28 protein-coding genes and 3 pseudogenes are annotated in these 25864 nt (G+C 61.6%); 16 read left to right on the top strand and 15 right to left on the bottom strand.

All coding sequences use genetic code 11. The features are described from left to right. Positions 1 to 19 precede the first annotated feature (19 nt). The 8 genes from IVB18_RS13705 to IVB18_RS13680 all read left to right on the top strand — a co-directional run bounded on the left by IVB18_RS13705 (position 20) and on the right by IVB18_RS13680 (position 6833). Positions 20 to 1477 carry a cbb3-type cytochrome c oxidase subunit I gene (locus tag IVB18_RS13705; protein ID WP_247989618.1) on the top strand — a complete coding sequence of 486 codons (1458 nt, stop codon included), beginning with the start codon at positions 20 to 22 and terminating at the stop codon, positions 1475 to 1477. Beyond that, positions 1474 to 3165 carry a cbb3-type cytochrome c oxidase subunit II gene (locus IVB18_RS13700; RefSeq protein WP_247989617.1) on the top strand — a complete coding sequence of 564 codons (1692 nt, stop codon included), beginning with the start codon at positions 1474 to 1476 and terminating at the stop codon, positions 3163 to 3165. Before IVB18_RS13705 ends, IVB18_RS13700 begins: the two co-directional genes overlap by 4 nt. Positions 3166 to 3168: 3 nt before the next feature. Next, complete coding sequence (locus IVB18_RS13695; protein WP_247989616.1) at positions 3169 to 3351, top strand: hypothetical protein; 183 nt, start codon at positions 3169 to 3171, stop codon at positions 3349 to 3351. Then, entirely contained in the window at positions 3320 to 3541 is a 222-nt protein-coding gene (locus tag IVB18_RS13690) for a hypothetical protein (protein ID WP_247989615.1), read from the top strand. Before IVB18_RS13695 ends, IVB18_RS13690 begins: the two co-directional genes overlap by 32 nt. 63 nt (positions 3542 to 3604) lie before the next feature. Further along, positions 3605 to 3727 carry a hypothetical protein gene (locus IVB18_RS51600; RefSeq protein WP_256476727.1) on the top strand — a complete coding sequence of 41 codons (123 nt, stop codon included), beginning with the start codon at positions 3605 to 3607 and terminating at the stop codon, positions 3725 to 3727. Positions 3728 to 3739: 12 nt separating this feature from the next. Beyond that, positions 3740 to 3862 (top strand): hypothetical protein, encoded by a 123-nt coding sequence (locus IVB18_RS51595; RefSeq protein ID WP_256476726.1) that lies wholly within the window; start codon positions 3740 to 3742, stop codon positions 3860 to 3862. 56 nt (positions 3863 to 3918) lie between these two features. Beyond that, positions 3919 to 4644: a sulfite exporter TauE/SafE family protein gene (locus IVB18_RS13685; RefSeq protein WP_247989614.1), complete on the top strand. Its 726-nt coding sequence runs from the start codon at positions 3919 to 3921 to the stop codon at positions 4642 to 4644. Next, on the top strand, positions 4641 to 6833 hold the full coding sequence (locus IVB18_RS13680) for a heavy metal translocating P-type ATPase (protein ID WP_247989613.1): 2193 nt from the start codon (positions 4641 to 4643) through the stop codon (positions 6831 to 6833). Before IVB18_RS13685 ends, IVB18_RS13680 begins: the two co-directional genes overlap by 4 nt. A gap of 7 nt (positions 6834 to 6840) precedes the next feature. Here the strand turns inward: IVB18_RS13680 and IVB18_RS13675 are convergent, their stop codons facing one another. From IVB18_RS13675 to groL, 5 genes are read right to left on the bottom strand one after another with little or no spacing between them, the layout of a single operon-like run. Beyond that, on the bottom strand, positions 6841 to 8064 hold the full coding sequence (locus tag IVB18_RS13675) for an NAD(P)/FAD-dependent oxidoreductase (RefSeq protein ID WP_247989612.1): 1224 nt from the start codon (positions 8062 to 8064) through the stop codon (positions 6841 to 6843). 54 nt (positions 8065 to 8118) lie between these two features. After that, entirely contained in the window at positions 8119 to 8487 is a 369-nt protein-coding gene (locus IVB18_RS13670) for a c-type cytochrome (RefSeq protein WP_247989611.1), read from the bottom strand. 21 nt (positions 8488 to 8508) lie between these two features. Further along, positions 8509 to 8835 carry a thiosulfate oxidation carrier complex protein SoxZ gene (gene soxZ, locus IVB18_RS13665; protein WP_247989610.1) on the bottom strand — a complete coding sequence of 109 codons (327 nt, stop codon included), beginning with the start codon at positions 8833 to 8835 and terminating at the stop codon, positions 8509 to 8511. 21 nt (positions 8836 to 8856) lie between these two features. After that, on the bottom strand, positions 8857 to 9393 hold the full coding sequence (locus IVB18_RS13660) for a thiosulfate oxidation carrier protein SoxY (protein ID WP_247989609.1): 537 nt from the start codon (positions 9391 to 9393) through the stop codon (positions 8857 to 8859). Next, positions 9362 to 11005 (bottom strand): chaperonin GroEL, encoded by a 1644-nt coding sequence (groL, locus tag IVB18_RS13655; RefSeq protein ID WP_247989608.1) that lies wholly within the window; start codon positions 11003 to 11005, stop codon positions 9362 to 9364. Before groL ends, IVB18_RS13660 begins: the two co-directional genes overlap by 32 nt. Positions 11006 to 11424: 419 nt before the next feature. On the opposite strand from groL, the gene IVB18_RS13650 reads away from it, so the two are divergent. Together IVB18_RS13650 and IVB18_RS51920 are read left to right on the top strand one after the other, a co-directional pair. Next, the gene (locus IVB18_RS13650) at positions 11425 to 12366 is read left to right on the top strand and encodes a LysR substrate-binding domain-containing protein (protein ID WP_247989607.1); all 942 of its coding nucleotides are present in this window, start codon (positions 11425 to 11427) and stop codon (positions 12364 to 12366) included. A gap of 633 nt (positions 12367 to 12999) precedes the next feature. After that, positions 13000 to 13374, top strand: a complete 375-nt coding sequence (locus IVB18_RS51920) for an ATP-binding protein (RefSeq protein ID WP_346732664.1) — start codon at positions 13000 to 13002, stop codon at positions 13372 to 13374. A 64-nt stretch (positions 13375 to 13438) separates the two neighbouring features. Here IVB18_RS51920 and IVB18_RS13640 read toward each other — a convergent pair whose 3' ends face one another. Further along, positions 13439 to 13753: a helix-turn-helix transcriptional regulator gene (locus tag IVB18_RS13640; protein WP_256477104.1), complete on the bottom strand. Its 315-nt coding sequence runs from the start codon at positions 13751 to 13753 to the stop codon at positions 13439 to 13441. Positions 13754 to 13894: 141 nt separating this feature from the next. Here IVB18_RS13640 and IVB18_RS13635 point away from each other — a divergent pair. Next, positions 13895 to 14039 (top strand): annotated as a pseudogene (locus IVB18_RS13635) (integrase); the annotation flags it as partial. A 264-nt stretch (positions 14040 to 14303) separates the two neighbouring features. Here the strand turns inward: IVB18_RS13635 and IVB18_RS13630 are convergent. Beyond that, positions 14304 to 14684: a hypothetical protein gene (locus IVB18_RS13630; protein WP_247989606.1), complete on the bottom strand. Its 381-nt coding sequence runs from the start codon at positions 14682 to 14684 to the stop codon at positions 14304 to 14306. Between the two features lie 523 nt (positions 14685 to 15207). Here IVB18_RS13630 and IVB18_RS13625 point away from each other — a divergent pair. Together IVB18_RS13625 and IVB18_RS13620 are read left to right on the top strand one after the other, a co-directional pair. Further along, on the top strand, positions 15208 to 15387 hold the full coding sequence (locus tag IVB18_RS13625; protein WP_247989605.1) for a hypothetical protein: 180 nt from the start codon (positions 15208 to 15210) through the stop codon (positions 15385 to 15387). Beyond that, positions 15384 to 16637, top strand: coding sequence for a hypothetical protein (locus IVB18_RS13620; protein ID WP_247989604.1), 1254 nt, complete (start codon positions 15384 to 15386; stop codon positions 16635 to 16637). The genes IVB18_RS13625 and IVB18_RS13620 overlap by 4 nt, the downstream gene beginning before the upstream one ends. On the opposite strand, the gene IVB18_RS13615 is transcribed toward IVB18_RS13620, so the two are convergent. The 4 genes from IVB18_RS13615 to IVB18_RS13600 form a co-directional block, all read right to left on the bottom strand. After that, the gene (locus IVB18_RS13615) at positions 16586 to 16963 is read right to left on the bottom strand and encodes a hypothetical protein (RefSeq protein ID WP_247989603.1); all 378 of its coding nucleotides are present in this window, start codon (positions 16961 to 16963) and stop codon (positions 16586 to 16588) included. The genes IVB18_RS13620 and IVB18_RS13615 overlap by 52 nt on opposite strands. A gap of 46 nt (positions 16964 to 17009) precedes the next feature. Then, positions 17010 to 17393, bottom strand: coding sequence for a hypothetical protein (locus IVB18_RS13610; RefSeq protein ID WP_247989602.1), 384 nt, complete (start codon positions 17391 to 17393; stop codon positions 17010 to 17012). Positions 17394 to 18282: 889 nt separating this feature from the next. After that, positions 18283 to 18837 carry a thioredoxin family protein gene (locus IVB18_RS13605; protein WP_247989601.1) on the bottom strand — a complete coding sequence of 185 codons (555 nt, stop codon included), beginning with the start codon at positions 18835 to 18837 and terminating at the stop codon, positions 18283 to 18285. A 184-nt stretch (positions 18838 to 19021) separates the two neighbouring features. Then, positions 19022 to 20416 carry a PQQ-dependent sugar dehydrogenase gene (locus IVB18_RS13600; protein ID WP_247989600.1) on the bottom strand — a complete coding sequence of 465 codons (1395 nt, stop codon included), beginning with the start codon at positions 20414 to 20416 and terminating at the stop codon, positions 19022 to 19024. Between the two features lie 755 nt (positions 20417 to 21171). Here IVB18_RS13600 and IVB18_RS13595 point away from each other — a divergent pair. Beyond that, a pseudogene (locus tag IVB18_RS13595) lies at positions 21172 to 21386 on the top strand (hypothetical protein). 203 nt (positions 21387 to 21589) lie between these two features. Here the strand turns inward: IVB18_RS13595 and IVB18_RS13590 are convergent. Further along, complete coding sequence (locus tag IVB18_RS13590) at positions 21590 to 22492, bottom strand: Ku protein (protein ID WP_247989599.1); 903 nt, start codon at positions 22490 to 22492, stop codon at positions 21590 to 21592. Positions 22493 to 22886: 394 nt separating this feature from the next. On the opposite strand from IVB18_RS13590, the pseudogene IVB18_RS13580 reads away from it, so the two are divergent. Next, positions 22887 to 23131: pseudogene (locus IVB18_RS13580) on the top strand (hypothetical protein). Positions 23132 to 23147: 16 nt separating this feature from the next. On the opposite strand, the gene IVB18_RS13575 reads toward IVB18_RS13580, so the two are convergent. The 3 genes from IVB18_RS13575 to IVB18_RS13565 form a co-directional block, all read right to left on the bottom strand. Further along, the gene (locus IVB18_RS13575; RefSeq protein WP_247989598.1) at positions 23148 to 23369 is read right to left on the bottom strand and encodes a hypothetical protein; all 222 of its coding nucleotides are present in this window, start codon (positions 23367 to 23369) and stop codon (positions 23148 to 23150) included. A 484-nt stretch (positions 23370 to 23853) separates the two neighbouring features. After that, the gene (locus IVB18_RS13570; protein ID WP_247989597.1) at positions 23854 to 25047 is read right to left on the bottom strand and encodes a PHB depolymerase family esterase; all 1194 of its coding nucleotides are present in this window, start codon (positions 25045 to 25047) and stop codon (positions 23854 to 23856) included. 4 nt (positions 25048 to 25051) lie between these two features. Beyond that, positions 25052 to 25471, bottom strand: coding sequence for a CopG family transcriptional regulator (locus IVB18_RS13565; protein ID WP_247989596.1), 420 nt, complete (start codon positions 25469 to 25471; stop codon positions 25052 to 25054). A gap of 48 nt (positions 25472 to 25519) precedes the next feature. On the opposite strand from IVB18_RS13565, the gene IVB18_RS13560 reads away from it, so the two are divergent. Continuing rightward, a complete protein-coding gene (locus IVB18_RS13560; RefSeq protein WP_247989595.1) occupies positions 25520 to 25855 on the top strand; it encodes a hypothetical protein in 336 nt (111 codons plus the stop codon). Positions 25856 to 25864 lie beyond the last annotated feature (9 nt).

The following is a 25864-nucleotide window of genomic DNA, read 5'->3' as shown; positions in this document are numbered from 1 at the left end:
AAGCAAGGGGGAATGCTCCATGGCGGAGGTGTTTCCTGTAGAGAGACTGCGCGGCGGGTTCAGCGGCATCAACCTGGATGATCTGGTCGATTGGCGCGTGGTCCGAACTTGGCTCTATTGGGGCATGTTCTGGCTTCTCGTCACGCCATCGGTCGGCGTGGCGATTTCGGGTCTCTTCAATTATCCGGATTACCTTGGGACCAATAATCTAGGGCTGACCTTTGGCCGGCTGCGGCCGGTCCATGTCAATGGCGTCATCTTCGGCGCCTTTTCCACCCTCTTCATCGGCGAATGCCATTATCTGGTCCCGCGCCTCTGCGGGGTGCGAGTGCCATGGCCACAATGGGGCGTACCGCTGGCCTGGCTATATAACATCAGCTTGGCGGCGGGGCTTATCTCGCTGCCTTTCGCCCAGAATCACGGCCTGGAGGCGGGCGAACTCCCGCTCTTCGTCGAAATTCCCATCTTCATCGTCATCGCGGCGACGACGGCACAATTCCTCCTCACCATCGGGCAACGCCTCGAGTCGCCGCTCTATGTCGCGCTGTGGTATCTGATCGGGGCCTTCGTGTGGACGACGATGAATCTCGTGTTGGGCAGCTTCATCCTCCCCTACACAATCTCAGGCATTAACAGCGCCGCGTTCCACGGCCTCTACATCCACTACATTGTCGGACTGTGGATCACGCCCGCAGGTTACGTGCTCATCTACTATTTCCTGCCGGTCAGTGTGCGCAATCCGCTTTACGCACACCAGCTGTCGCTGGTCGGCTTCTGGTCGCTCGCGCTCTTCTATCCCTTCGTTGGCATCCACCATTATTTGTACAGCCCGATCGCCGACTGGGCCGAGACGCTCGCGATCGTGACCTCGATGTTGCTGATCATTCCCGTGTGGACCGTGCTGGTGAACTTCTTCGGCACCGTGAAGGGGCGTTGGGATGGATTCGGGAAGAATCTTCCCGCGAAGTTCCTGATCATGGGCTCGCTGATGTACCTGGCGGGTTGCTTCCAGGGCTCGACAGAGGCGCTGCGCTCGATCCAGCAGCCCACCCATTTCACCGACTTTGTCATCTCACACTCGCACCTCACGGTTTTCGGCACGTTCGTGGTCTGGGCGATGGGCGGTCTGGTTTACGTGTGGCCGCGCGCGTTCAACCGCGAGCTTTGGTCATGGACGCTCGGCAACTGGTCGTTCTGGCTGATCACCGTCGGTATTTCCACCATGGGTCTGGTGCTGACCGCAGGCGGTCTGCAGCAAGGGTTCGAATGGATGAATGGCACCGAGTGGGTCGACACCATGACCCGGATGAAGGCCTATTGGCTGGTACGTACCCTCAGCGGCATCACCATGGACATCGGGATGTCCTTGCTGGTCTTCAACCTCATGATGACGGCACTCACGAGGCCGAGCGCGGAGACGAGACCAGTTCCGTTGCCCGGCGTGGCTCCGGTTCCAGCTGGGGGAGCTGCGGAATGAGCGCGCGCTTCGTCGCCCTGGTGGCCGGCATCTTCTTCTTCTTCCTCGCTGTCGTCACCCAAGGCATCCTACCTTTTATCGAGCCATCAGCGCGGACCACCAACGTGACCGCCGTGGTCCGGACCGACTTCGGCCAGCTCAAATGGCTGTTGACAGATGCCACCGATTACACGCCGCAGCAGAAGCTCGGTCGGCAAGTCTATCTGCGCGAGGGGTGCTGGTACTGCCATTCGCAATACGTGCGTCCGGTGACCGGCGAGACACGCCGTTGGGGCCCGGTCTCCGAGGCCGGTGAATATGCCTACGATGTGCCGCACCTGTGGGGCACCCGGCGCATCGGGCCGGATCTGACGCGGGTCGGGCTCAAATACAGCGACGAATGGCATCTCGCGCATTTCTGGAATCCCCGGATGCTCTCGCCGGATTCGATCATGGCGCCTTTTCGGGGCCTGTTCGACACGCCCGCAGAGCCCGTCAAGATCGTCGATGACGCAGCCGGCAGTCGCAGCCTGGGAAAAACGCCCGTTACCGAGAAGCTGTTCGACTTCGCGAGCAAGGAACAGATCAGGCTCACGCCGAACGCCGACGGGCTCCTGTTTGTGCCGATGGAGGCGCGCGGCAAGGCTCCGATCATTGTGATCCCGAACAAGGAATATACCGGCGACACCGTCAACATCGCCGCCGAGACGGAAGCCCTGCAGGGTCTCATCGCTTATCTCCAAAAACTCGGCATGAATCGTGGCAAGTGGCGGGACCTGTTTGAGCCGCAGAAGCTCGAAGTCATGGATGCGACGCTGCCACGATCAAGCGAATGGATCGCCTACGGCAAGGAGGTCTATCAGCGGCGATGCCTCGGCTGCCACGGGGTGAACGGCGACGGTAATGGACAGGCTGCAACCTTTTTGTACAGGCAGCGTCCGCGGAGCTTCGCGGCGGCGGTTTTCAAGTTCAGGCTGACCAAGGAGCCGTTACCGACTGACGGCGACCTTCTGCGCACCATTACACGCGGCGTGCGGGGCACCGCGATGCCGGCCTGGCACGAACTGCATATAATCGACCGCCTCGCCGTCATTCAGTACATCAAGTACGAGCTGGCGGTCGACCGCGCCGATCCGGCAAAGCCCTATGCCTTCTTCACGGAGGAACCGCCTGGCCCGCCCTTGTACATCGGGCGGCCGCCCGCTCCGTCTGAGCAGATGCTCACTCACGCCAGGGATGTGTGGCGGAATGCGAAGTGCTGGGAGTGCCACGGCCAGACGGGGAAGGGTGATGGCGAGAAGGCTCCCGGGCTGAAGGACGACCTTGGCTTCCCGGCTAAGCCCGCGGACCTCACTGCCGGACAGTTCAAATCAGGTCCGGCGGTCGAGGACATCTTCCGCACCATGACGACCGGCTTGAGCGGCACGCCGATGCCGTCCTACCGGGACTCGTTGTCGGCGGAGGACCGCTGGGCGCTCTCCTACTATGTGCTGGCGCTGTCCGCCTACAAGGATCCGCTGACGGGCGAACCGCTGCCGATCGCCCCCAGCGATCGTACGGCGCTCAACGATCCCAAGCTCGAGGCCGGCACGCCGGACAAAGCCTACGTTCCAAGCGGACGCGCCGCAGCGAGCCGCGGCGGCGCTCACGCCCTCGCTGGTCCCAGCGGGAACGGCGTGGCCAAGCAACGGGCCGCGAAGGAGGAATGAGCGATGGTCATCTACTTCGAAATCGTCGGACCCTATATTGCCGCCTTGATGATGAGCCTCGGTGCGCTCTGCATCTTCATCTGGGCGGTGCTCTCCGGCGCGTTGACGGGAGGCGACGACGCGGCGATGCGATTCTATCAGAGAGAGGTGGGCGATGACAGAAATTCGGAACAGCGGCCCAGATAACCCGTCACGCCCCGAAGCGGAGGTGCGTGAGAACCCGCATCCTGAAATGGAGGAGTATGCCGGCGGCACCATTCAATCAATCCACGGCTACATCCCTGTGTGGCTGCTGGTTGTCTACATCGTCCTGTTCATCTGGGCGCTGTATTATCTCGTCGTCTATTGGGGTGGGCTGGGACCGGGACGGGTCTAGCGATCGCAGCCCACGCGCAAGCCGGTGACTGACTAATACCGGTTCGAACCAAAGGAGCAGGAATTGCTGGTTCAGAAGGAGCAGAAGGTGCTGGTAGCCAGGATCATTCTCGCCCTCGTGGCCTTGAATCTGCTGTTCCTGTTCACCGAGTTGGCCATGAACGTGGTCCGTGTCTATTTCGGCTGACCAGGAGGGCGCATGATAGAGAATCCGGTTTTTTCTCTCGCCGATGCGAGTGCGATCCAGATCATCGCGTTTGTCGGTTTCGCTATAGTCACCATCGCCTTCTTCGTTTGGGTCGCCTACCTCGCGCGGGGGTAGCGGTGCGAAGCGGTGCCGTCGCAGCATAAGCGTTGGTTGGGCAAGGCAATCTGCCAATGGCCGCCTATCTGGTGATCTTCGTCGCAGGGTTCGCAGGCAGCTTTCACTGCATCGGTATGTGCGGCGGCTTCGCCTGCGCGCTGGGCCACGATCCGCAGGGAGGCGGCACAACCGTTCTGCGCCATCTGCTGTACAACACGGGTCGATTGACAACGTACTGCTTTCTCGGCGGACTCGCGGGCGCCCTCGGTCAGGTCATATGCACGCCGCAGGGAACGACAGTCCCGCTGCTGACCGGTCCGCTTGACACCAGTCAGCGGATTCTCGCGATCCTCGCCGGACTGTTGATGATCGCCATGGCACTGCAGTTCTTTGGCCTGCTGCCACGTCTGCATCGCGTCACCGCTGACTCCGGTGCCAGTACGCTCGCGGCATCCCTGCGCAACCTGTTGACGGTGCCGGGACATGCCGCCCCGCTCGCGTTTGGCGTGTTCAACGGTTTCCTCCCTTGTCCGCTGGTCTATGCCTTTGCTGCCCAGGCGGCGAGCACGGCCGGAGCGCTGCCCGGCTTTCTTACCATGGCCGCTTTTGGGCTTGGGACCTTCCCCGCGATGCTGCTGATGGGCGGCGTCGGTCGCATGCTGGCGCCGGCGTGGCGGCAGCGTGGGGTGTGGCTGGCCGGCAGCTGCATCCTGCTGCTCGGTCTCGCCACCGTCGGCCGCGGCATTCTGCCCTTCGCCGCGCACATCGCCCATGGTTGGCCGGGAGGATATCCGGCATGACGGGACAGGACCACGCCCTGTGCAGCCATTGCCTGTTGCCGGTCGGGCGGCGGGCGATGCGACGCACGGTGAACGGCGAGGCTTGTGCATTCTGCTGCTACGGCTGCTGTATCGCCTACCAGGTCAAGAACGGCAAAAACGAGGAGTGGGAGGCCGCTTGGCTGTTGATCCGGCTCGGTGTTGGCGGTTTTCTCTCCATGAATATCATGCTGTTCAGCCTGCTCCTGTATACCGACGCCTTCGGCGGCGCAGATGCCGAGATGCTTCCCTGGATTCATCTCCTGCTCTGGCTATTCGCCACACCCGCGGTGATCATTCTCGGCGGACCGCTTCTGCGCGAGACGTGGCTCAACGGCAAGGAAGGGCGCCTGACCTCTTCGGCGCTGATCGTCATCGGCGTCGGCGCCGCCTATCTCTATTCTGCCTTCGCCGTCATCGAGCACAGCCCCAATGTCTATTTCGACACCGCGAGCATGGTACTGATGCTGTTCACCGTGGGCTATTATCTCGACGCCGTCGCGCGCGCGCGGGCGGCGCGTGACCTGCAACCGCTGTTGGCGGCGGAAAGCGAGTGGGCCACCGTGGTCAACGGCGACGGAGAGTGCCGCCGGCCGGTGCGCGAGGTTGGCCCCGGTATGTTGGTGCGGGTTCGGCCGGGAGAGCGCATTCCCGTCGACGGCGAGATCAAAGAGGGCGAATCGCACACCGACGAGGCCGTGGTCACCGGCGAAAGCCGGCAGATCGCCAAGGGCGTCGGCTCGGATGTGATCGCCGGCAGCATCAATCTCGACGGCCCGCTCCTGATCCAAAGCAGCGGCGTGGCAAGCGCGACCCGGTGGGCGCTGATCTGTCGATCGGTGCGGGACGCATTGAGCCGACGCAGCCCGAACCAGCGCCTTGCCGACACCATTGTCGGCGTCTTCGTGCCGATCATCCTCGTGCTGGGCGTCGGAACGTCGGTGTACTGGGCGCAGCACCTGCCGTTCGACCGCGCGCTGTTGATCGGCCTTACGGTGCTGGTGGTGGCCTGTCCCTGCGCGGTGGGGCTGGCGGCACCGATGGCCACCTCGCTTGGTATCGGACGGCTGGCCCGGCACGGCTGCCTCGTGCGCGACCCCGCCACGCTCGAGGCGCTCGCGCGCATGCGACTGATCGCCTTCGACAAGACCGGCACGCTCACCTCGGGTCAGGCGCGCGTTGTCGCCATTGACAGCGACGGCACCAGTGCCGACGAGGTGCTCGCGCGCGCCGCCGGGCTGGAACGCCACTCCGAACACGGCTTGGCACGCGCCGTCACTGCAGCGGCCGCTGCGCGCGGACTCGAGCCCGTCGCCATTCGCGACGTTCGGGTCGTGGCGGGCCGCGGCATCCGTGGCAGCTCAGACGGTCAGACGGTAGCGGCCGGCAGCGCCGCCTTGATGCACGAGTTGGGCTGGTCGCTGGTGCCAGATCTGGCCGAGCGCGGGCGATCGCGCGAAGCGAGCGGCCATTCGGTGATCTATGTCGGCTGGGGCGAGCGGGTGCATGCCGTGCTGTCGCTTGACGATACGCCGCTGCCAGAGGCCCGCGCGACCGTCGAGGCGTTACGCCACCGCGGGGTGCACGTGACGCTATTGACCGGCGACCTTCCGGCAGCCGCGCAGCGGATTGCCGCTGCGGTCGGGATCGAGAGCGGCGATATCGAGGCGGGCCTCGCGCCCGGGGCCAAACGCGCGGCGCTGGACCGGCGACGGCATGACCATGGCATGGTCGCGATGGTCGGCGACGGCCTCAATGACGCGCCGGCGCTGGCCGGAGCCGATGTCGGGATCGCCGTCGGTTCGGCAACCGACCTCGCCCGCGAGACCGCATCGGTCGTGCTCCCCCTCGGGGGGCTGCGGACGCTGCCGTGGGTGATCGACGTCGCCCGCGCCGTTCGCGCGATCATTCTCACCAACCTGGCGTGGGCGTTCGGCTATAATCTCATCGCCGTGGGTCTGGCGATGGCCGGAGTACTCTCGCCGGTGCTGGCGGCGGCAGTGATGGCCGGATCAAGCATCGTCGTGGTGCTGAATTCGCTGCGACTGGAGCGGCTGCCCGACCCATCGCCGATTTCCGAGCAACAATCAGCGGCCGAGGCGGAGAGCGCTCCTGCACCTCGCAGCGCCGCCGTTCCGGTCACTGCTGACCAAGTCATCCAAACGGGTTGACCACCCTCTAGCCGAACGTGTCATGCGTAAAAGTATCGTACCAGCCTTCCGCCTCGTGCGCGGCCCGGCGGCGGGTCTCGGCGCTTTCCTGCACCTGGCTGACGAAGCTATGGTCGATCTTGATCGTCCCGGCGGCGGGCTCGAAGCTGATGGCGTTGCTCACTGCATCGTCGGGGGCGAGAAAAGTGTAGCACATGTTGAACAAGTGAGGCGGAAGGCGCTCGGACCCGGTAAGTGCCCCGGCGATGGCAAAGGCACAGGCCTTGGCTTGGCTATTGGCAACAAAGGCCGACTTCGGCATATCGCCGGCGCTGGTCGCATCGCCCACCACATGGATTCCGGGCTGCAGCTTCGACTCGAACGTCACGGGATCGATTGGGCACCAGCCAGATTGATCCGCCAGGCCGATCTGCTGCGCGAACTGGCCGGCCATTTGCGGGGGTATGACGTTGGCGACCGCGGCCTTGAACGTCTCAGTCGCAGTCTTGATCGATCGCTCCCTCACATCGATTGCCTTTATCCCGCCAGTGAACTGGGCGGGTAGCCATTCGATCATGCCCCGATAGTGGCGTTCCCAGGCATCCAGAAATAGATCCTGCGAGTTGAAGCTATCTTTCGCATCGAGTATCAGGATCCTCGAGTGCGGTTTGTACTGTTTGAAATAACAAGCAACCAGAGAGGCGCGTTCGTAGGGGGCAGGCGGGCAGCGAAACGGGTTGGGGGGCGCGACGAGCACAAAGACGCCGCCGTCCTCCATGCTTTCGAGTTGCTGGCGCAGCAGCTTCGTCTGGGGGCCCGCGTTCCAGGCGTGCGGGATGACCTGCGTTGCCGCCTCGTCATACCCCGCGAGGGCGTCGTATTTGAAAGCGATGCCAGGGGCAACGGCGACGCGGTCGTAAGGCAGTTTTCGGCCACTCTTGAGCCCGACGGTTTTCGCTACCGGATCAATCGCTGCTACGGAGTCATGAATGACATTGATGCCGTATCGTTGCGCGAGTGTCTCGTAGCCATGCGAAAGCGACTCGAACGAGCGTAGCCCGACGAGATAAAGGTTGCTGAAAAAGCACGTCGTATAATGCGGCTTTGGCTCAACCAGCGTCACCTTAATCGTTGGCGCGGTGGCGGCCAAGTACTTGGCGACCGTGGCACCGCCGATGCCGCCACCGACGACGACAACCCTCGCCTTGGCCTCGCTTGCTGCCAATCGAGGGCCGAAGGCCGCGAGGGCCATTGCTCCCGTCAAGCAGCCGAACTCTCGACGCGTCCGGGGCTTCATGGCCTGACTCTACTTGTTCAGCGCAGCAAGATAGCGCGCCACGGTCGCGATTTCTTCATCACTGAGCGACAGGGCGACGGCGCGCATGATGTGGCTCGGGCGCTCACGCGATCTGTACGCAAGCATCGCGCGGGTGAGCATCTCCGGATCCATGCCGAGGATCGTCGGAATACCCCGGTCGCCGCCATCCGGACGATGGCAGGACGCGCACATCGCGGCGAGCTGAGCTCCGCCATCGCGGTCCGCTGCCTGGCTGCTATCCGCGAGAATAATCAACGAACCTGCAGCAATCGAAACGGCGATAATTTGGCGCATGCTGAGGCTGGCTCCATGGTATTTGCGATCGGCGATTCCTTTGCTCGTGGCGCGAAGCGGCATGGCGACATCAATACGACATCGTTAAGCGACAGTGAGGTGGTGCTCCAATGCGTAGGTGCCGCCGCCATCCTCTTCCCAGACGAACGCTAGTCGGCCGCTCTCGGTCGCGCGCAGGTAGAATTCTATAAAAGGATTCGCCGCAACGGCCTCGTGGAGATCGACGCTGAACACCACCACGTCATTGTAGCGGCAGGTAAACTTGTTGATGATCTTGCGCGGGATGACGTTGCCTTGGTCATCACGGCGCAAGCCGGTCTCCATCTGATGGCTGATCAGGGTCTTGACCGGAAATACCTCACCCTTCGCAGCGGCGCTTGGCACTTGCACACGGGGTGCCGGAGTGAACATTCTCCACCTCCTCACGGGATGTCACTTGCATCCGTTGGTGGCGACCTCGACCCAGGTCTCGGTCATCAGTAGCGCACCGTCGTTCATCTCCGCGACCGCCAGGACATATTGCGGTTGGGCGAGGCGAATGCGCATCGATATGCGAGGTTCGCTGCGTTGTGCGACAAAATGAAACGTGACAACCTCGACGAGCGGGTTTCGCGGCGCCAGCACAGAGACATGGTTGACGTGATCGGATTCGGTCATGGGACTGTCGATCGCGAGCGTGAGGGGCACGGTGTAGCCATTCGGAAAGACCCGCGGCATCACCAAATGAAGGCGCTCCGACGCGATCGGGGTTTTTCCGGTCAATTGTTTGACAAGTTCCGTCGCATCATCGCTCGGGGGCAGCGGTGCGGCGAGGGTGGCGCTCGCAAGTCCGGCGCTCCCCGCAACCGCGGCGGTCAAGACGGTTCGGCGCGTAAAACCGAGTGGCCTGGTTTTCTCCAACGCGAAATCTTCCTCCATCGTGTTAGCGTCGATCGGCTCAGAACTCCATCTCGCAGTGATGGTGGTCATGGTCATGCCCCGGCAAAGGTGGAGGCGGTGGCGTCGGCAGCTCGGCGACAATGGCCTCGGTAGTGATCAGGAGGCCGGCGACCGAGGAAGCATCCTGCAGCGCGGTGCGCACGACCTTGGCCGGGTCGACGATGCCCTTCGACACCATGTTGACGTACTCGCCCGACTGTGCGTCGAAGCCGTAGGCATACTGCTCCTTCTCGAGGATCTTGCCAACGATGATGGAGCCGTCTTCGCCTGCGTTGATGGCAATCTGGCGGGCCGGCGCGGAGAGCGCCTTGCGCACGATCTCGACGCCGGTCTTCTGGTCGTCGTTCTGGGTCTTGATGCGCTTGAGCTGCTCGGAGGCGCGGAGCAGGGCGACGCCGCCGCCCGGCACGATGCCTTCTTCAACCGCCGCACGGGTCGCATGCATCGCGTCATCCACGCGATCCTTGCGCTCCTTCACCTCGACTTCGGTCGCGCCGCCGACGCGGATCACCGCGACGCCGCCCGCGAGCTTGGCCAGACGCTCCTGCAGCTTCTCACGGTCGTAGTCCGAGGTGGTTTCCTCGATCTGCGCCTTGATCTGGGTAACGCGGGCCTCGATGTCGGCCTTCTTGCCGGCGCCGTTGACGATGGTGGTGTTCTCCTTGTCGATCATCACCTTCTTGGCGCGACCGAGCATGGCGAGCGAGACGTTCTCGAGCTTGATGCCGAGATCTTCCGAGATCGCCTGACCACCGGTCAGAACGGCGATGTCCTGCAGCATGGCCTTGCGGCGATCGCCGAAGCCCGGAGCCTTGACGGCGGCGACCTTCAGACCACCGCGCAGACGGTTGACGACCAGGGTGGCGAGCGCTTCGCCTTCGACGTCTTCCGCGATGATGACGAGCGGCTTGCCGGTCTGCACCACGGCTTCGAGCAGCGGCAGCAGCTCGTTCAGCGAGGAGAGCTTCTTCTCGTTGATCAGGATGTAGGCGTCGTCCATCTCAACGTGCATCTTGTCGGCGTTGGTGACGAAGTAGGGCGAGATGTAGCCGCGGTCGAACTGCATGCCTTCGACGACTTCGAGTTCGGTCTCAAGCGACTTGGCTTCTTCAACCGTGATGACGCCCTCATTGCCGACCTTCTTCATGGCATCGGCGAGGAACTTGCCGATTTCGGCGTCGCCGTTGGCGGAGATGGTGCCGACCTGGGCGATCTCCTCGTTCGAGGTGATTTTCCTGGAATTGGACTTGAGGTGCTCGACGACCGCATCGACGGCGAGATCGATACCGCGCTTCAGATCCATCGGATTTATGCCGGCGGCAACTGCCTTGACACCTTCGCGAACGAGGGAAGCCGCCAGCACGATCGCAGTGGTGGTGCCGTCACCGGCGACATAGGAAGTCCTCTTTGCGACCTCGCGCACCAGCTGCGCCCCCATGTTCTCGAACTTGTTCTCGAGCTCGATCTCCTTGGCGACGGTGACGCCGTCCTTGGTCATGCGGGGTGCGCCGAACGACCTGTCGAGCACGACGTTGCGGCCCTTGGGCCCGAGCGTAACCGTCACCGCGTTGGCGAGGATGTCGACTCCGTGCAGCATCTTTTCACGCGCCTTGACGGAAAATTTGACCTGCTTGGCTACCATGGATGTTCACCCATTCAATCGGTATGACTTCGTGGAAGTCTCGAGCATCCAAGTCCGGTGATGAATGTGCGCCTCTCCTTTTGTTTGTCCGCATAGCGCCCGTCGTTGGCAGAGTTCGCGCTTGCGGCGTCTTGCAGCGCGCTGACATAGACCCCTTGTCTCTCTCTCTGTTCGGAAGCTCCCGCTTCCCCTCAACGCGAACCTCTCCCGCTTGTTGGGTTGTTTACCCTGCGTAACAGGATCCTGCCCTGCGTAACAGGATCCTGCGCAGGATCGAGCCTCGATCGACAAGCAATAACTTTCGCATGGGAGCAGCCCATGCGTTCCGAGGGGATAAGACGCGCAAAAGCATTTTTTCATGCTGACGTTAAAAAGCCAATCAAGTTGCTTTGGCGCAGCATTAAGAATATCTTATCGGCGTGGTTACGATCCGGCAGCTACATTATCTCGATGCACTGGCTCGTCAGGAACACTTCGGGCGAGCCGCGAAGGAATGTTCTGTCAGTCAACCCGCCCTTTCGATGCAGATCCACGAACTGGAAGGAACTCTCGGTGTCGAATTGATCGAGCGGCGTCCGGGCGCGCCAATGTTCACCGAACTTGGCATCGATATCGCGGAACGTGCCAGAGCGATCCTCGGTGCAGTGCGCGACCTGACAGACTTGGCTCAACATAGAGCCAAAGTATTGAGCGGAACGTTGCGCCTTGGCCTGATCCCCACCCTGGCGCCGTACATCTTGCCGCGTTTGCTCCCGCAACTGGAACGCGACTATCCCGATCTGCGTCTCGATTTGGTAGAAGCACAAACCAAGGTGCTGCTCGCCGATCTCGAGCGTGGCACTCTCGAAGTGTTGTTGTTGGCGTTGCCGCTCAAGATGGCCGAGTTTGAAGTCGTCAATCTCGTGAGAGATCGCTTCCTCTTTGCGGTGCCCGCCGACGACCCCCTCCCGGAAACGGCGCGCGTGACGCCCAACGACGTGAAGAAGCGCAAACTCATTCTGCTGGAGGAAGGCCACTGTCTGCGGGATCATGCGCTCGACTATTGTGTCAAGGGGCGCTGGAACGTGGCCTCGAGCCTCAGTGCGACCAGTCTTGCAACGGTCATGCAAATGGTGGCGAGCGGATATGGCGCCACACTGGTTCCGGAAGTCGCGGTCGATGTCGAGTTGCGCGACGACCGAGTGAAGCTCCTTCGTTTTGTCGAGCCGCAGCCTGGCCGCAGCATCGGGCTGGCATGGCGCCGGACGTCACCACGCAAGGTCGACTTCCTGACCCTCGGTGAGACGGTGAAGAGCGCGCTAAATGCAGCCGTGCGGCCGCCCTGCGCCCGCCCCGCGCCTCGGTCTGCGAACGGGATCTAAGTAGGGCCGCTACCAAAAGGACAGAAGCTCGCGACCGGGGGCCTTTTCTTCACTCGTGCTTGCTGGCCCCGGGGCATCCTCGAGGGCGCCGGCCTGCCACCGGCGCCTTTTCCTTGTCGAGGGCAGCATACAGGCGTCGACCATCATGTCTCGCAAGGCGAGGGAGCCGGGAGCACGCCGTGCCCTCCGATGGTCTTGTAGATCGCTTTGGTCTAGCATGAAGCTGGGCGGCATTCGAACTTCATCCCGTGTGGATGGCGATCGTGCGGTCCGACCGCGAAGCTCCAGCGCGTACAACGGGCGGAGCCGCCTCCCGGGGCGGCGTCGGGTCCCCGTGGCCATGGGCCGTGCTGGCGTGGGCCGCGCTGCTGGTGGAGATCGTCGTGTCGTTCAGGCCGGCGGTCCCAGTCATCTGGGGCGACACGCCGTCCTTCGTGGAATCTGCGCTTCGCACGCTGGAGGCTGGAAGGCCGACCGTGGCGGGTGGGCGCGATCCGGGCTACCCGGCGTTCCTGGCCGTGACGTTCGCGTTCGGAGGCGACCTCGGAGCGGTGGTGCGCCTGCAGCAGGTGGCGTGGGCCGTCCTGATGCTGGCGCTTGCAGCAACCGCCCAGGCGGCGACGCGCAGCGCCGGTGGACTCGTGCCGATCATCCTCGTGGCGACGTATCCGGGCCTGCTGCTGTTCACGAACGTCCTCACCGCAGAGCTTCTCTTTGCGGTCTTCCTCAATCTGGCAATGGCTGGATTGCTCGTTGCCACCTGCGTCGGCAAAACTGCGCGGTCGCTGCCTCCATCCTGTGCGCGGCGCTCTGCGGCGAGCCATCGAACCGTTCTTTTCGACGAAGGTGCCCGGGCGCGGATCCGGTCTCGGCTTGCCCATCGTGCGGGCGATCGTCAAGCAGTCGGGTGGTCACTTCTCTATTCAGAGCAAGCCAGGCTGCGGAACAACCGTCGATATGTGGCTCCCGGTGGCGGAAGAAGTAGGAGCGATCGGCGTCGCGGCTTGACGGCGGAGCGCCGTTCGATCTGGCTAACCCGCCGGGCGCGAGCAGTGTTGCCGAACGAATGGCGTTACGCGTTGTGTGTCGACGGCGACTGGAGGCGATTCGCACCTGCTTCGTGTCTTCGCCATGCTCCTGGACTTGTTCCCACAAGCTGACTGAAGCTGCGAGTGAAGTGGCTTTGATCGCTGAATCCACATGACGTCGCGATCTCGGAGATTTGTAGATCGAAATCACCGAGCAAATGCTTGGCCCGTTCGATACGTCGCATCAGGAGCCATTTGTGCGGAGGCATTCCAGTACTTTGTCTGAATGCACGGGTCAGATGGCGCGTGGAGAGCCGACACTCCCGCGCGAGATCTTCGAGCGACAGGCCCCCGTCCAGATTGGTATCCAGGAGCTCCTTGATACGCCGTTCCTGCCAGCCTAGCCGAGATCACGTCGATCCGCGGCCCGCTCGGCTTGCCGCCGGGATGTGCGAGGCTTTCTACAAGCCCAGCACCTACAGGATCAACGGCATGAACACACGCATTCACTGCGACGGACAAAAGCTACCCTGATCTACCGGCGGACTGGCAATCTCTGGTCATACTAAGATCGAAAGCACGGTCCGGTATCTCGGCATTGAGGTCGATGACGCCTTGGCAATAGCGGAACAAGTTGATGTCTGAAATCTCCGGGCAGAGCGGACATGCTCTGCCCGTCCCGATATCACCACGTCCCATCTGGAGGTAATCTGTCGGCAATATTGACCGGCAACCACGCAGGAACTTTCTCCTCTGGGTGCCAACACGGGAGTGATAACCGAGAGAGGCTTACCTAACGCGATCAAAAGCTGAATTTTCGCGTTTCAGCAATCGTACAGACGCACGCCGACAACGGAATGACCCTGAATTTTGTCCAGTATCTGTACCGTAGCGCGTTCGAATGCAGCTTCACGCAACGTCGACGGAAGGTTTCCAGCATTCTTGTTCCTGAATGCGACGCCCCGCGATCAGCGAACTGATCCCAACTATTCCCGCCTTGCTCGCTTTCATCTCGGCGCTATCAGCTTGCAACGCCAGTTTCGCGGGAGTTAGGTCCAGCAGTGCTAGTGTGCCATCGGGCAGCACCTCTTGAACCGAGAACGCTGAGTTTTTTGTCCAGCCAACAATTGTGTCGCCTTCAACAACTGCGGACAGGTATGCGGAAATCACCGCACCGCCCGGTGAACAACGATCTTTGGCTCCAAGCGCTTTGTTCACGCTTATGGGCATCCAGCGGTTACCTCGCAGCAACAAGTGGCAACCAGCAATGCGCCGGCCCTGACTGGTCATGAGATACTCGCACTGAGTTTCGACGTGGGTTTGTTCGAGTCGGTGGGCCACACTGTTCGCGCAGCGTGATTGGAAACCTAGCACGAAAGTTATTTCCCGCTGACACTCGGGACGGTTGCGGCGCTGGTAGCCTTGGGGCAACTCTCAAGGGCTGCGTGAAGGCCGAACTGCGTACTGGGTCAAAAACCCCGATTTGACGCTCCGCCGACCGCTTCCGGTCTACCCCAATCAACGGACATCATCAGACCGGCCCGGTTGGTTCGGTTGTGCCAAGAGCCGACATATACGACAGCCATTGCGATTATTCGACCAGGCCCGCACTCGAGCGGCCCTTCCCCAAGGGTCGACGAGGCGCCAGCCTTGGCCAGCTGTAACATGGCGCTGACGATCGCCCGGGGATCCTTTTGTCGGTGGGCCTGACGTGTATCGGCAGAAGTGGCTCCCAGCAGGCCCACTCTTGGTCGGTCAGATCGTGACATCGCATGGCGCGCTCCTGCAATGGGCGTGGTAGAGCCTCTGCTCGGTGCTGGTCCAGAGCGACATCATGGAGATGGCGAGGTTCACAGGAACCTCGGAGGCTGACATTGCAAAAATAAAAGAAGAAGCCCCGAAGAGGGGCCTGCCCCTGACGAAAGAGTACGTCGTCAACTACACCGTACAGCCGATGGCATCGGGACAGAACTATGTGACGGTGCTGCCATGACATCCTTCCTTAAGACCGTTGGAACGATTCTGGCTTCTGGCCTGAGTTTCGCGTGCTCACTTGGTCTTTCGGTGGCACTCGCCAACGATCGACCAAACCGAGGTGTCGCCAGTGACCTATGGAAGACAAAAACCAACCTCAAGATCTTCCACGAAGGTCGCGTCCGACCTTTAGCCGATAAGAAGATTTTCGAAAGCCACTATCCGGCGGATACGTGCAGACTTTCGATCGAAGACGATGACCACCGCACGCAGCGCCTTCGCTACGACTGCCCCGCCTACTACCAAGGCAGGCCGATGTCGTTCACTTTCACTACGAATTACAGCTCAAATGATCTAATTCTCACTCGCGTCGAATCCAATGGGAAGCCGCTTGACGCCACCGCCATGTCCCTCTTTTCGGAAGACATGTCCCTTGATGGCTTCGGGTCCTTCCAAAAGCTTTTCGATGACGCACAGTTTTGGGACGTTTCGGTCCACACCAAAAATGGCCTCGCAATAAAGGGCAAATTCTACACGATCATCAACCATCTCAAGGACACCAGCTACGATTGCGTCTTAGACGCGCAGAAATTTCCCGAGTTCATCGTCCGCTGCAACACCAAAAATAGACAGCTTAGCGAGAGCGACCGGTGGTCCTTCAAATTCAACAAGATCAACGAAAAAGAGATCGAGTTGACGAATGCCCATGCCGAATTAACCGGCATGGAAATATCAGGTCCGAAAATCGAGGGGTTCGCCGATATCCTCTTCCGGCCTGAAGATAATCAGTCGCTGGCAGATGGCCTAAAGACGACCGCCACACCGGCATCCGGCTCAGCCGCGCCAAACCTTCCAATCGAACTCGCCACAAGAATCCGAGAGATCACCATTTCTTGTAAAGAGGACGGAATTCAAGTTTCGGCAGAACGAGAGCCAGGCGTCGCAAGAGTCGACTTAAACGGTGACGGGTCGCAGGACTTCCTTTTCGATTCCCAGCAAGTGTGTGGATCGTCACCAGGACACGGATGCTCGAACCGCGGATGCTACCTCGTCGCTTATAAGCAATTCGGACCCCGCGCCTATCGCAAGGTCCTGGAAGAACTCTATGACCGAGAACGCTTCATAAGCATTTCGAAAAACGGTCGCCTGAACCTAATCGTCTACTCGTCTCCTGGTGAGTTTGGCCGCTGCAAAAAAAGCCGCCACGAATCCTGCGACTACCGTTTATTTTGGAGAAATGGCGGCTGGGTCTGGCAGACTGTCGAGTGATCAAACACGCGATGTTGCCGCTTGTCGGGAGCCTTATTGAGGCCAGAACATCGCGAGTAAACGCACCGCTCCCGATTGAAGGCGCGACCAAGGAGCTCGTTTTCCGTCCCTTCGGAAGTATGGGCCGGCAAATAGCCGACTTCGGGAAGCACTGAAAAATAAGGACTTTTTGGCGAGTGAGAGGGGGATTGCCGCGCCAGCGACATAAGTTCAATAAAATCAGGCACTTCTCGCAAGCCCGACGACGTCGTGTGTCCCAAAGTCGACTGATTTCGCTCCACCCAGCGCGCGGGCAGCATGAACGGGATGCCTGCCTGGATGGTCATGCTAGTCCACCTTCGAGGCGCCAGCCCCGGAGATATAGCCTGTCTGCTAATTCAGCTTGCCCTTTTGGATATCGGGTGACGGATGTGTGGCCTTTGCCAAATTGCGCGCCTCCATCCGGTCAGCCATCATCCGAAGCTCATCCGCAAGAACGGTTCCTTTCGGAACCGGATAATCGTGGGAAATGCGATCATTCATATAGACGCGGAAAAATACTTCTTCCGCGGTCTCAACGATCTGCACGCGTTCGATGCCGGGAAGGCCCATGCTGTTTGCGGCCGAACTTCCAATCGCTTCCTCTAGCGAGGTCCTCAACGCGCCGATAAGGTCGGCCGTCTCTATTGTGCTTAGGGCGATTTCGTGTTCTCCGCGCTCATCGGTGAACCCAATAAGCACCATTCCATCGTCTGAATCCGTGTAGGTTATTTTCATAATCTTGGCCCTCATTGGGGTTACGACCCTGCTGCGATACGTGCCGCTGCCAACAGCCGGTGAAGTCCACGGGCTTCCTGAGCCTCAGCGCATTCACGTTCCCCCTCTTGGAATTCGGCACTCCCCGTGGGCGCCAACCACTCCTGCTGAACGTTACCTTGGCCTGACTGAGAAAATCCTGGAGGCGGCAAACGGCATCGCGAAAGACCTCATCAATCGATCTCGCAAATCAGCATCACGGGGCCGTCTACCCGCAATCACACCACTCTTGAACATCATTTCGAGTAGATCGAACGCCGCGAGCGCGGATAGTTCGTCAGGTCTCATGTTGCTCTCCGGGGATGGAAGAGCTCCTCGACGGACTGTTTCGGGTCCTTGATCCGAGAGCGGTCCTTCCGATCATTCTTTTTCGCTTCGAGCTTCTGCAGGAAGCGGAAGCGCGGCGATCGGGTCGCGTGCCCGGATCGGCCGTGCTTGGTCATGCCGAAACCCTTTTGGCCGCCGTGCGTCATTTGATCACCAACGCAAACGGTGCGGCTCATTTCTTGCCTCCGGGATGCCGCCACCGGACCAAGCTTCATGGCGGAGAAAGGATAGCCCTAATCAGCAAACGGCGCGAGGCTTCGAAGGCGGCCAGTGGCGACCAGGCATGTGGGAAATTCCTTCATTCCCGGGACGTGCTCAGGACGGCGACAGAGCCCATGACGGCCAAAGAGATTACGTCGGGCGTGCTGGCTGTGACGACTTCAACCTGCGGCCATTGCGACTGCCGCCTTCAAATCCCAGGAGCGCGAGCGAGGTGCGAGCAACCCGTTCGGACTGTATGTCTATGCTTTCGCCTGCACTTCGAACCGCGTAACTGGTAGGGCTCTATGACAAGGGCTCGGTTTTATGCATCCTTCCATTTGATCGAGCAGCCAATGGACGGCTTTTGATCAGCCGGCGCCACACCGGTGCTCGCAATCGCGCGCATGGCCTCGACAAGCTCTCGGGGCGCCCCAGCGCGGGGCGGAGTTGTGCGGCCTTCGTCGAGCCGGCCGCGGTACTTGAGCTTGCGGTCGGCGCTGTAACCGAAGAAGTCCGGCGTACACACCGCCCCATACGCCCGCGCGACTGTCTGGGTCTCGTCGTGCAGATAAGGAAACGGGAAACCATGAGCCTTCGCGAAATGCGTCATATTCTCAAATGAATCTTCGGGATAGCTCGCCGCATCGTTCGAACAAATCGCCACAAAGCCTACGCCCTCCAACATCAGCACCCGGGCGTCCGCAACCATGCGGTCGATCACCGCTTTGACATAGGGGCAATGGTTGCAGATGAAGACGACGACGGTGCCCTTTTCGCCCGCAAGGTCGTCCAGTGCGTAAGTCTTGCCGTCGGTCGCCGGAAGCCGAAACTCCGCCGCCGGCGTATCGAGAGTGACCTGGGTGGCTGTCATCGCCATCTCGCACCTCCTTGTGTCCGAAATATATGTGAATCGGTTCCAAAGTTTGACCCCTTCTGCTTCCAAACGGTGACCCGGTCTCGGGAGCAAAATCCTCTAGCCGTCGCGACTACTTGCACCGCGAATACTGGGGTCGAGGTTTGGCGCCGATCGGGTCAAAATGTCGTGCCGATTCACAGTATAGCTAACGCGAGTCGCCTTTGTTTCCGGTCGATCCGGTCGTCTCGCCCCGGCCGGCGTAGGAAATCCGCCAGATCGTTCCGCCGGTATCGTCGGCCACGAGTAGTGAGCCATCCTTCGCTACAGCGAGCGCCGCGGGACGGCCCCAGACCTCAGCTCGTTGTTTGCCCGACGCCCAGAATCCTGTCGCGAAGTTCTCGTAGTAACCCTCGGGCTGACCATTTCGGAACGGCACGCGCACCACTTTGTAGCCGGTCGGCTCCGAGCGATTCCACGAACCCTTGAGGGCGACGAATGCGCTGCCCTTATATTCAGGCGGGAATTGATCGCCGGTGTAGAAGACGAGATCGAGCACCGAAGAGTGAGGTTCGAACAGCAGGTCGGGCGTGATCGTCGCGTCCACCTTATCGGGGGCGAGTTTGGCGAAGCCCGGCTGCGGATGCTTGCCGATATAAGCGTAGGGCCAGCCATAGAATCCGCCTTGCTGCACGTGGGTCATATAATCGGGAGGGAGGCGATCGCCGAGACCGTCTCGCTCTTGCACGACAGCGTAGAGGTCGCCGGTATCGGGATGGAAAGCGAGTGCTGTCGGATTGCGGGTTCCTGACGCGAACGTGGTTTGATTGGTTCCGTCCTTGTCGAAGCGCTGGATGGTCGCTTTCGGCTCGGGCTCAACCCCGAGATTTCCCGAAGAGCCTACCCCCACAAAAAACGCACCGGTCTTTGGATCGATCGCGAGATGGCGGTTCTGATGACCCTGCGCGATGCCGAACACGCCCTTCTTGGTAATCAGCTCGGCGCCGTACGCGCCGCGTACAGGCTTGCGTGCTTCTGGCGGCACTTCGTCTGCGCGCTGCTGCACCGATCGACCGGCGCGGAGTGCACCGAGAACGTGCGGTACGCGCCAGATGCCGTCTTGATCAGCGACGAGAACATTGCCGTCCTGCCAAGCTAGGCCGTACGGTTTGTTGAGATCATCCACATGTCGATCGATCCATTTCGCGGGTCCGTCGCCTTCACTGCGCAGCAGAGTAAGATAGCCTGCGCTCTGCTCGGCAACCAGGACGTCGCCGTTGGGCAGCACGAGCAAACGCCGCGGATTGGTGAGACCTGCGGCGAAAGCCGTCACGGTGAACCCCGGTGGCACCTGTAGGCTTTGACCATTGAAGGGGACGGTCAATGGGCGATTGGTGACGACCGGCCCGGTCTTTGGCGGCGGCAGGTCAGACGGAGTAACCTGGAAGTGCCGCCCGACTTCGTGCTCGGCGAGGAAACTCTGCTGCAGCCGGTCATTATTAGATGAGTTTGCCTGCCGTTGCCCCGCCCCGGCGGCCAAGGCAAGCCCCGCGGCTATTGTCCCGACCAGTGCGAACAGAGAAGTTTTGGCTGACCTGATCATGGCTGGCCCATCCGTGAGAGTGACCCGTATCCAATAACGAACGGGAACGATCCGGGTTCGGGCCGAGGAGACCGTGTATACCAGTGTTGATTTGGCCCCTACCACCGCGCCATGATGCACCTAAATTGGTGCAGCGATCTGATGACCCTCTCGCCCCCCTCCATCCACCGATCTACCCAACCACCCACCTCTCGATCCGCTCGGCCAGCCTCCCCGCAATCCGCCTATCACCCACCCAGACTGCCTCTACAGATCCCTCTGCGCCTTGATCGAGGAAACATCCTTCGGACGGCAGGAGGATGAGCGATGAGTGGTCCTGACCTGACAGCGACCTCAACATTCGCGATGATGACGACCCGCGGAGCAAAGAAAGTTTCAGATGCGCTTAGCGCACCACCGCCACGCAAACGCGCGGCTGTATGGAATAAAGATCTGACACCCGCCCTGTGAATTGGAAACAACTAACGTTTTCCGAGAGCATCGCCCTTCATCTTCCAACTGTTCGCTTTGCCCCTCCAATTCGTCTCCCGAACTTAGAAGAACTCGCCGGGCCAACGACGCGGCTAGGCTGGAGGAGATCGAGAGGCAACCAAAAGAAGGCCTGTGCACAGTGCGCCGGAACACGTGGACAACCGGCGCGCCCGGCAATTTGCCCGAACGTTAGGCTGGCCATCGGGATTCGTCCGGCAGGAGCGATCTCAATGTTGATGTTCAAGGAACGGCGGCCTGCAATCCGGACGCTGCGGGGCTAGGCAATCTCCGTCCTCCAGGAGGCCGGCGCCATCCGCGAATGCGAGCAACACGGCTGGATGCAAGACCGCGCCGACCCGCATGCCCGCGAGGCGCCCTCGCCGCCGCCCATCAGGACCCGCCGCCCGGCGTCTCTTCTGAAGAGGCCGTCGCCGCCGTTCACGATGTGCTGGATTCGATCGGTGACGTCTGCCCGGAGTGCTCGCCCGACATGAGTTAGGCCATCAAGCGTTATGAATCCATGTGATACGCGCGCGACACAGGATTTGTTCCTCCATCAGGAACAAGAGTTTTGACTCCACAGTTTCAACCATGCGCATAGGCTCGGATTAACCGGGGCTGAGCTTTTTCATTGCCATCCAATTTTGAGCCCGGTGGGGCCGCTGGTCATATTCCCGGCGGCCCTTTTTGCTGAGCTGAAGCTTAGGCCGACTTGCGCTGTGGCCTGGCTGCCGGTTTCTTGGCGGCCGCTTCCTTGGGCTTCTTGCCTTCGATCGGCATCAGCATTTCCTTCTGCCCGGCTGCCGCCTTGCGCGGCTTCTTGGCGGTCTTGCCTGCCTTCGCCGGCGCGGCGCCGCCGACGCTCCGGCGCAGCGCCTCCATCAGGTCGACGACGTTGCCGGCGGCGGGGCGCTCCTTCGGCGTGATCGGATTGCCGGCGCGCTTCTGGTTGATGAGGTCGACGAGCGCCGTTTCGTACTGATCCTCGAACTTGTCGGGCTCGAACCGGTCCGACTTCTGGTTCACGATGTGCCTGGCGAGATCGAGCATGTCCTTGGTGACTTTGACGTCCTGGATCTCATCGAAATACTCCTCCTCGGATCGGACCTCGTAGCCCATCAGCCCCTTGTCGAGCGGCTTGAGTGCGATGATGTGCTCGCGGTTGGTCAGCACCACGCGCCCGATCGCGACCTTGTTCATCTCGCGGATGGTCTCGCGGATGACGGCGAAGGCGTCGTGACCGACCTTGCCGTCGGGCCTTAGGTAGTAGGGGCGGATCAGGTAGCGTGGGTCGATCTCGCTACGGTCGACGAACTCGTCGATCTCGATGGTACGCGTGGATTCCAGCGCGACGTTCTCGAGCTCTTCCTTCGTCACCTCGATGAAGGTGTCGGTGTCTACCTTGTAGCCCTTGACGATGTCCTCGTTGGCGACCTCCTCGCCGGTGTCGGCGTCCACCTTGGCGTATTTGATGCGGTGGCCGGTCTTTCGGTTGAGCTGATTGAACGAGATCTTCTCGCTCTCCGACGTGGCCGGGTAGAGCGCGACCGGGCAGGTGACGAGCGAGAGGCGAAGGAAACCTTTCCAATTGGCGCGGGGGGCCATTTACGCAGAACTCCGTTGTGGGCGGCTCGGACTCAAGACGATCAGGTCGGGCTAGTTCCGACACCGCAGCCGTTTGTCCCCGCGATCCATCCTTAACCAGGGTGCGGCGGCAGCGGAATCCGTGATCGGTCGCTTGACTCTCCGTGAACAAAAACGGAACATGGCATCCATGTCCGCCGCACCCGAGCCCTCCGTATCTCCCGCCGTCGACCTAGAGCTCGCGGCCGACCAGGCCATTGCGGCTTGCGGCGGCGATGCCAGGGAGACGGTCAAGGCGCTGATGGTGGCGATCGATTTCCTGGAGGCCCAGGTCGACGAACTTCGGGCGGGCGGTCTCGACGGGATATTCGCGCCGCCGCTACGACGTGCAGCGCGAGCGCAAGGAATGACTGCGATGGATGTCACCTACTATGTCGCGCTGCCTTCATGGCCGCCGACGACGGCGTCGCCGCGGGCGAGGCGGTCGAGTGTTTCAACCCGAACGCGGCCGTGATGAAGGCCGAGGCGTTTTCCCGGAAGCCCGGCATCGTCGGTGCGGTCGCCTTCAGCCGCTCCGGAGACCCGGCCACCGGCGATTTCGGCGACGTCCAGGTCATCCGCAAGTTCGGCAACGTTCCGGACGATCTGAGCGCGCTGTGAAACCGTCGCATCGGGTTCAGCTTTTCAAGTCGAACTGGGCGCGCAGCCTGTCCGCGATCGCATCGATCATCTCGGAGCGCCCCGCATCTTGCGGTCCGTCCGTCATGATCGCGATCTTCCAGGTGTCCTCGTGGGGCACGACCGAGATGGCGAGGTCCGTCGGCAACTCGCTGATGTCTTCCATCTCCAGTCGGATCGCGGCCTCGAGTTCTTCGCGCGTCTTCGCGGGTTTCTTCAAGCGTCCATCGCTGGTTGCGAGGGGTAACGGGACCGCCGCCTTTGGCTATCGGTGCGAGCTCATATCTGAACAGCGGGCGTGAGCCTTTGGCTCTCCGCTACAGGCGCGGTACTCAAACGGCGGGCGACGCTCCCTGGAGTCAAAGGCTTTGCCTGAATTGCGTTCCAACGGCCTCGATTACTTCGCTGGAGGCCTCAACGGGCTGTCGGTCCACTTGCGGACGGCGGGATCGTGCAACGGGTCGTCTTCGCAAGCGGTGCACACGTAGCGCTCCCGCCCCGTCTGGTTCTCGGGCTCGACCTTCATAGGCTTGCCGCACACCGGGCACGCTTTCCGGAATGGAAACGGCGCCTTCATCGGAATTTTCCCCTGCTGCCGCAGCTTAGCTGCCGGGCGCGGCGCGGATTCAAGCCGTCTGCGAAAACTTGCCCCGTGCCGGTGCGCTCTCGCCGCTTGTTGCGACGGTGGCGAACAGCCGGCCGGTCTAGTCCGGAAGCGAATGCTCAAGGAAGAAGCGCAGCATTTCCCTCGTCGCGTCCGGCCCTCGCGGATCGGTGTAGGAGCCGGCGGGACTGCCGCCCGACCATGCGTGGCCGGCACCGTGAATGCTCCAGTGCTCGGAGATCGTCCGCCCGCCCGCGTCGGTAAGGATGGTGCGGGTATGGGCATGCCCGTAGGGCACCTGTCCGCGAAACACCTTCGTTGTCGGACTCGTCACTTCGGCGGACTGCTCGAAAATTCGGTCGCCGTTGTTCGGATGCACCGTGGTGTCGCGATCGCCATGGAAAACGATGGTCGGCACGGGCGATGCGCCGTCCGCAATTGCTCCGGACCCGCCACCCCGCCGCATGGCGACGAAGGCGGAGGGAAGATCGCTCGCGGCCCCGCAGGCGAGGCCGGAATGAATGCCGACAGCCGCATACAGGTCGGGATACGTCGCTCCCATGATGGCGGCAGCGGCCCCGCCGGCCGACAGGCCTCCGACGTAGACGCGCTTCGGATCGATTGTATGGTCCCGCATGATCTGGCGGGTGATGCCGGCGATCAGCGAGGGTTCGCCCCCACCCCGCTGCTGATCGCCCGTGCGAAACCAGTTCCAGCACTTCGCCTGGTTGGCTCCGCTGGGCTGTTCGGGATAGACCACGAAGCAATTCTGCTCTTCGGCCAGGAAGTTCATCCGGGTGCCGGCGGCGAAATCATCAGGCGATTGGGTGCAGCCGTGAAGCATGACCACCAGGGGGAGCGATTGTCCCTGAGAGCGGCTTGGGATGAATAGCTTGTAGGTTCGCCTTCCCGCTGCGTTGCTGAAGGTGCATTCGATGAACCGTGTGCCCTCGGGCATCATATCGGACGTGGACGGCGGAGCCCGCCTGATCGGCCCTCGCATGCCGAGCCCGGACAGCTCTCTCACGCCGTCGAGCGGCGCGGGGCGTTTGCGTCGCGGAGGAGCGGAGGAAGCTTGCGTGGGCTGCCGGCTTTCCCTCTCCTCGACGACGTCGGCCTTCACGTCGATGGTTGGCGGCTCGAGCCTCGCGGGCGCGGTTCGGGCAGTGCTGCCGGACGTCGGTCCCGGGGCGCACTCGCCGTGGAGCATGCGTTGCAGGAGCGCGGTGGCCTCGACCAGCTGGCCGGCGCGTGTCAGGCGAGTGGCTTCGCGAACTACGTCCTGATTCAGCATCGCATCACCTCGTTCTGTCGGCGAGTGCGGTCTTGACCGCGGACGTGGCATGCAAGGCGCCAAGCACCGAGACCGAGGCGATGGTGGCGCGGGCAAGCTCGGGCGTGACGTCCTGGGCGATGGTCGCCAGGCCAAGAACATTGATATGCAGCATCTCGCCGGCGCGCCGCGCCGCTTCGAGATCCTCGCGGCTGTAATTCCGCAGCCCGAGGTCCAGGCTCTTCCGGGCTGTCGACTGCTTGACGACGTCTGCGTGGCGTTCGAGCTGATTGCGGATGGCCGTCCGAATGAAATCGGTCCGGTTTGAGTAGAACCCTTCCTGCACCATGAGATCGACGTGACCGAGGTCGACGTAGCCGAGGTTGACCGTGATCTTCTCCGTATCCGGGGTCCTGGGTCGCAGCTCGCGTACATTATCGGTCATCATAGCACCCATTTTTTGCCAGCCAGTGGGATGGTATATGGAGGTCATTTGGATGTTCAACGGGGACGTTCAAGGGGCCGGCAGAAACTCTGGGAGCTACATGGGAGAGCGGACAGAACCTTCCAGCGAGCGAAGGCGCTCTACCACGTCGCCATCAATCTCCTCGTGCACGCGCACCATCATCCCGAGAGCACCATCGCCTACGCACTCGACGGCATCCTCCCGCCCGGCATGCGCAAGCACGCCGGCAACGATGCGGCGCTTGTCGACTGGGCGGTCGTCGGCGACGACGTCGCCTCATCCATCGCCGCGGTCTCCCTCCCGGACGACGACACGCCCGACGAGACCGCCTTTCCCCTACGGGCTGTAGGGACGGAGCGATGATCGAGCCTC

Origin of the sequence: Bradyrhizobium sp. 186 (assembly GCF_023101685.1) — a bacterium.
GTDB lineage: Bacteria > Pseudomonadota > Alphaproteobacteria > Rhizobiales > Xanthobacteraceae > Bradyrhizobium.
Note: the sequence above shows the minus strand (reverse complement) of the source record. Positions and strands in the feature narration are given on the sequence as shown.

What these genes read in the sequence shown, in the direction of transcription:
- IVB18_RS13705 (WP_247989618.1), top strand. Translation starts at nt 20, where the DNA reads ATGGCGGAGGTGTTTCCTGTAGAGAGACTGCGCGGCGGGTTCAGCGGC.
- IVB18_RS13700 (WP_247989617.1), top strand. Translation starts at nt 1,474, where the DNA reads ATGAGCGCGCGCTTCGTCGCCCTGGTGGCCGGCATCTTCTTCTTCTTC.
- IVB18_RS13695 (WP_247989616.1), top strand. Translation starts at nt 3,169, where the DNA reads ATGGTCATCTACTTCGAAATCGTCGGACCCTATATTGCCGCCTTGATG.
- IVB18_RS13690 (WP_247989615.1), top strand. Translation starts at nt 3,320, where the DNA reads ATGACAGAAATTCGGAACAGCGGCCCAGATAACCCGTCACGCCCCGAA.
- IVB18_RS51595 (WP_256476726.1), top strand. Translation starts at nt 3,740, where the DNA reads ATGATAGAGAATCCGGTTTTTTCTCTCGCCGATGCGAGTGCGATCCAG.
- IVB18_RS13685 (WP_247989614.1), top strand. Translation starts at nt 3,919, where the DNA reads ATGGCCGCCTATCTGGTGATCTTCGTCGCAGGGTTCGCAGGCAGCTTT.
- IVB18_RS13680 (WP_247989613.1), top strand. Translation starts at nt 4,641, where the DNA reads ATGACGGGACAGGACCACGCCCTGTGCAGCCATTGCCTGTTGCCGGTC.
- IVB18_RS13675 (WP_247989612.1), bottom strand. Translation starts at nt 8,064, where the DNA reads ATGGCCCTCGCGGCCTTCGGCCCTCGATTGGCAGCAAGCGAGGCCAAG.
- IVB18_RS13670 (WP_247989611.1), bottom strand. Translation starts at nt 8,487, where the DNA reads ATGCCGCTTCGCGCCACGAGCAAAGGAATCGCCGATCGCAAATACCAT.
- soxZ (WP_247989610.1), bottom strand. Translation starts at nt 8,835, where the DNA reads ATGTTCACTCCGGCACCCCGTGTGCAAGTGCCAAGCGCCGCTGCGAAG.
- IVB18_RS13660 (WP_247989609.1), bottom strand. Translation starts at nt 9,393, where the DNA reads ATGACCACCATCACTGCGAGATGGAGTTCTGAGCCGATCGACGCTAAC.
- groL (WP_247989608.1), bottom strand. Translation starts at nt 11,005, where the DNA reads ATGGTAGCCAAGCAGGTCAAATTTTCCGTCAAGGCGCGTGAAAAGATG.
- IVB18_RS13630 (WP_247989606.1), bottom strand. Translation starts at nt 14,684, where the DNA reads ATGACCAGTCAGGGCCGGCGCATTGCTGGTTGCCACTTGTTGCTGCGA.
- IVB18_RS13620 (WP_247989604.1), top strand. Translation starts at nt 15,384, where the DNA reads ATGACATCCTTCCTTAAGACCGTTGGAACGATTCTGGCTTCTGGCCTG.
- IVB18_RS13615 (WP_247989603.1), bottom strand. Translation starts at nt 16,963, where the DNA reads ATGACCATCCAGGCAGGCATCCCGTTCATGCTGCCCGCGCGCTGGGTG.
- IVB18_RS13610 (WP_247989602.1), bottom strand. Translation starts at nt 17,393, where the DNA reads ATGAAAATAACCTACACGGATTCAGACGATGGAATGGTGCTTATTGGG.
- IVB18_RS13605 (WP_247989601.1), bottom strand. Translation starts at nt 18,837, where the DNA reads ATGGCGATGACAGCCACCCAGGTCACTCTCGATACGCCGGCGGCGGAG.
- IVB18_RS13600 (WP_247989600.1), bottom strand. Translation starts at nt 20,416, where the DNA reads ATGATCAGGTCAGCCAAAACTTCTCTGTTCGCACTGGTCGGGACAATA.
- IVB18_RS13590 (WP_247989599.1), bottom strand. Translation starts at nt 22,492, where the DNA reads ATGGCCCCCCGCGCCAATTGGAAAGGTTTCCTTCGCCTCTCGCTCGTC.
- IVB18_RS13570 (WP_247989597.1), bottom strand. Translation starts at nt 25,047, where the DNA reads ATGCTGAATCAGGACGTAGTTCGCGAAGCCACTCGCCTGACACGCGCC.
- IVB18_RS13565 (WP_247989596.1), bottom strand. Translation starts at nt 25,471, where the DNA reads ATGACCGATAATGTACGCGAGCTGCGACCCAGGACCCCGGATACGGAG.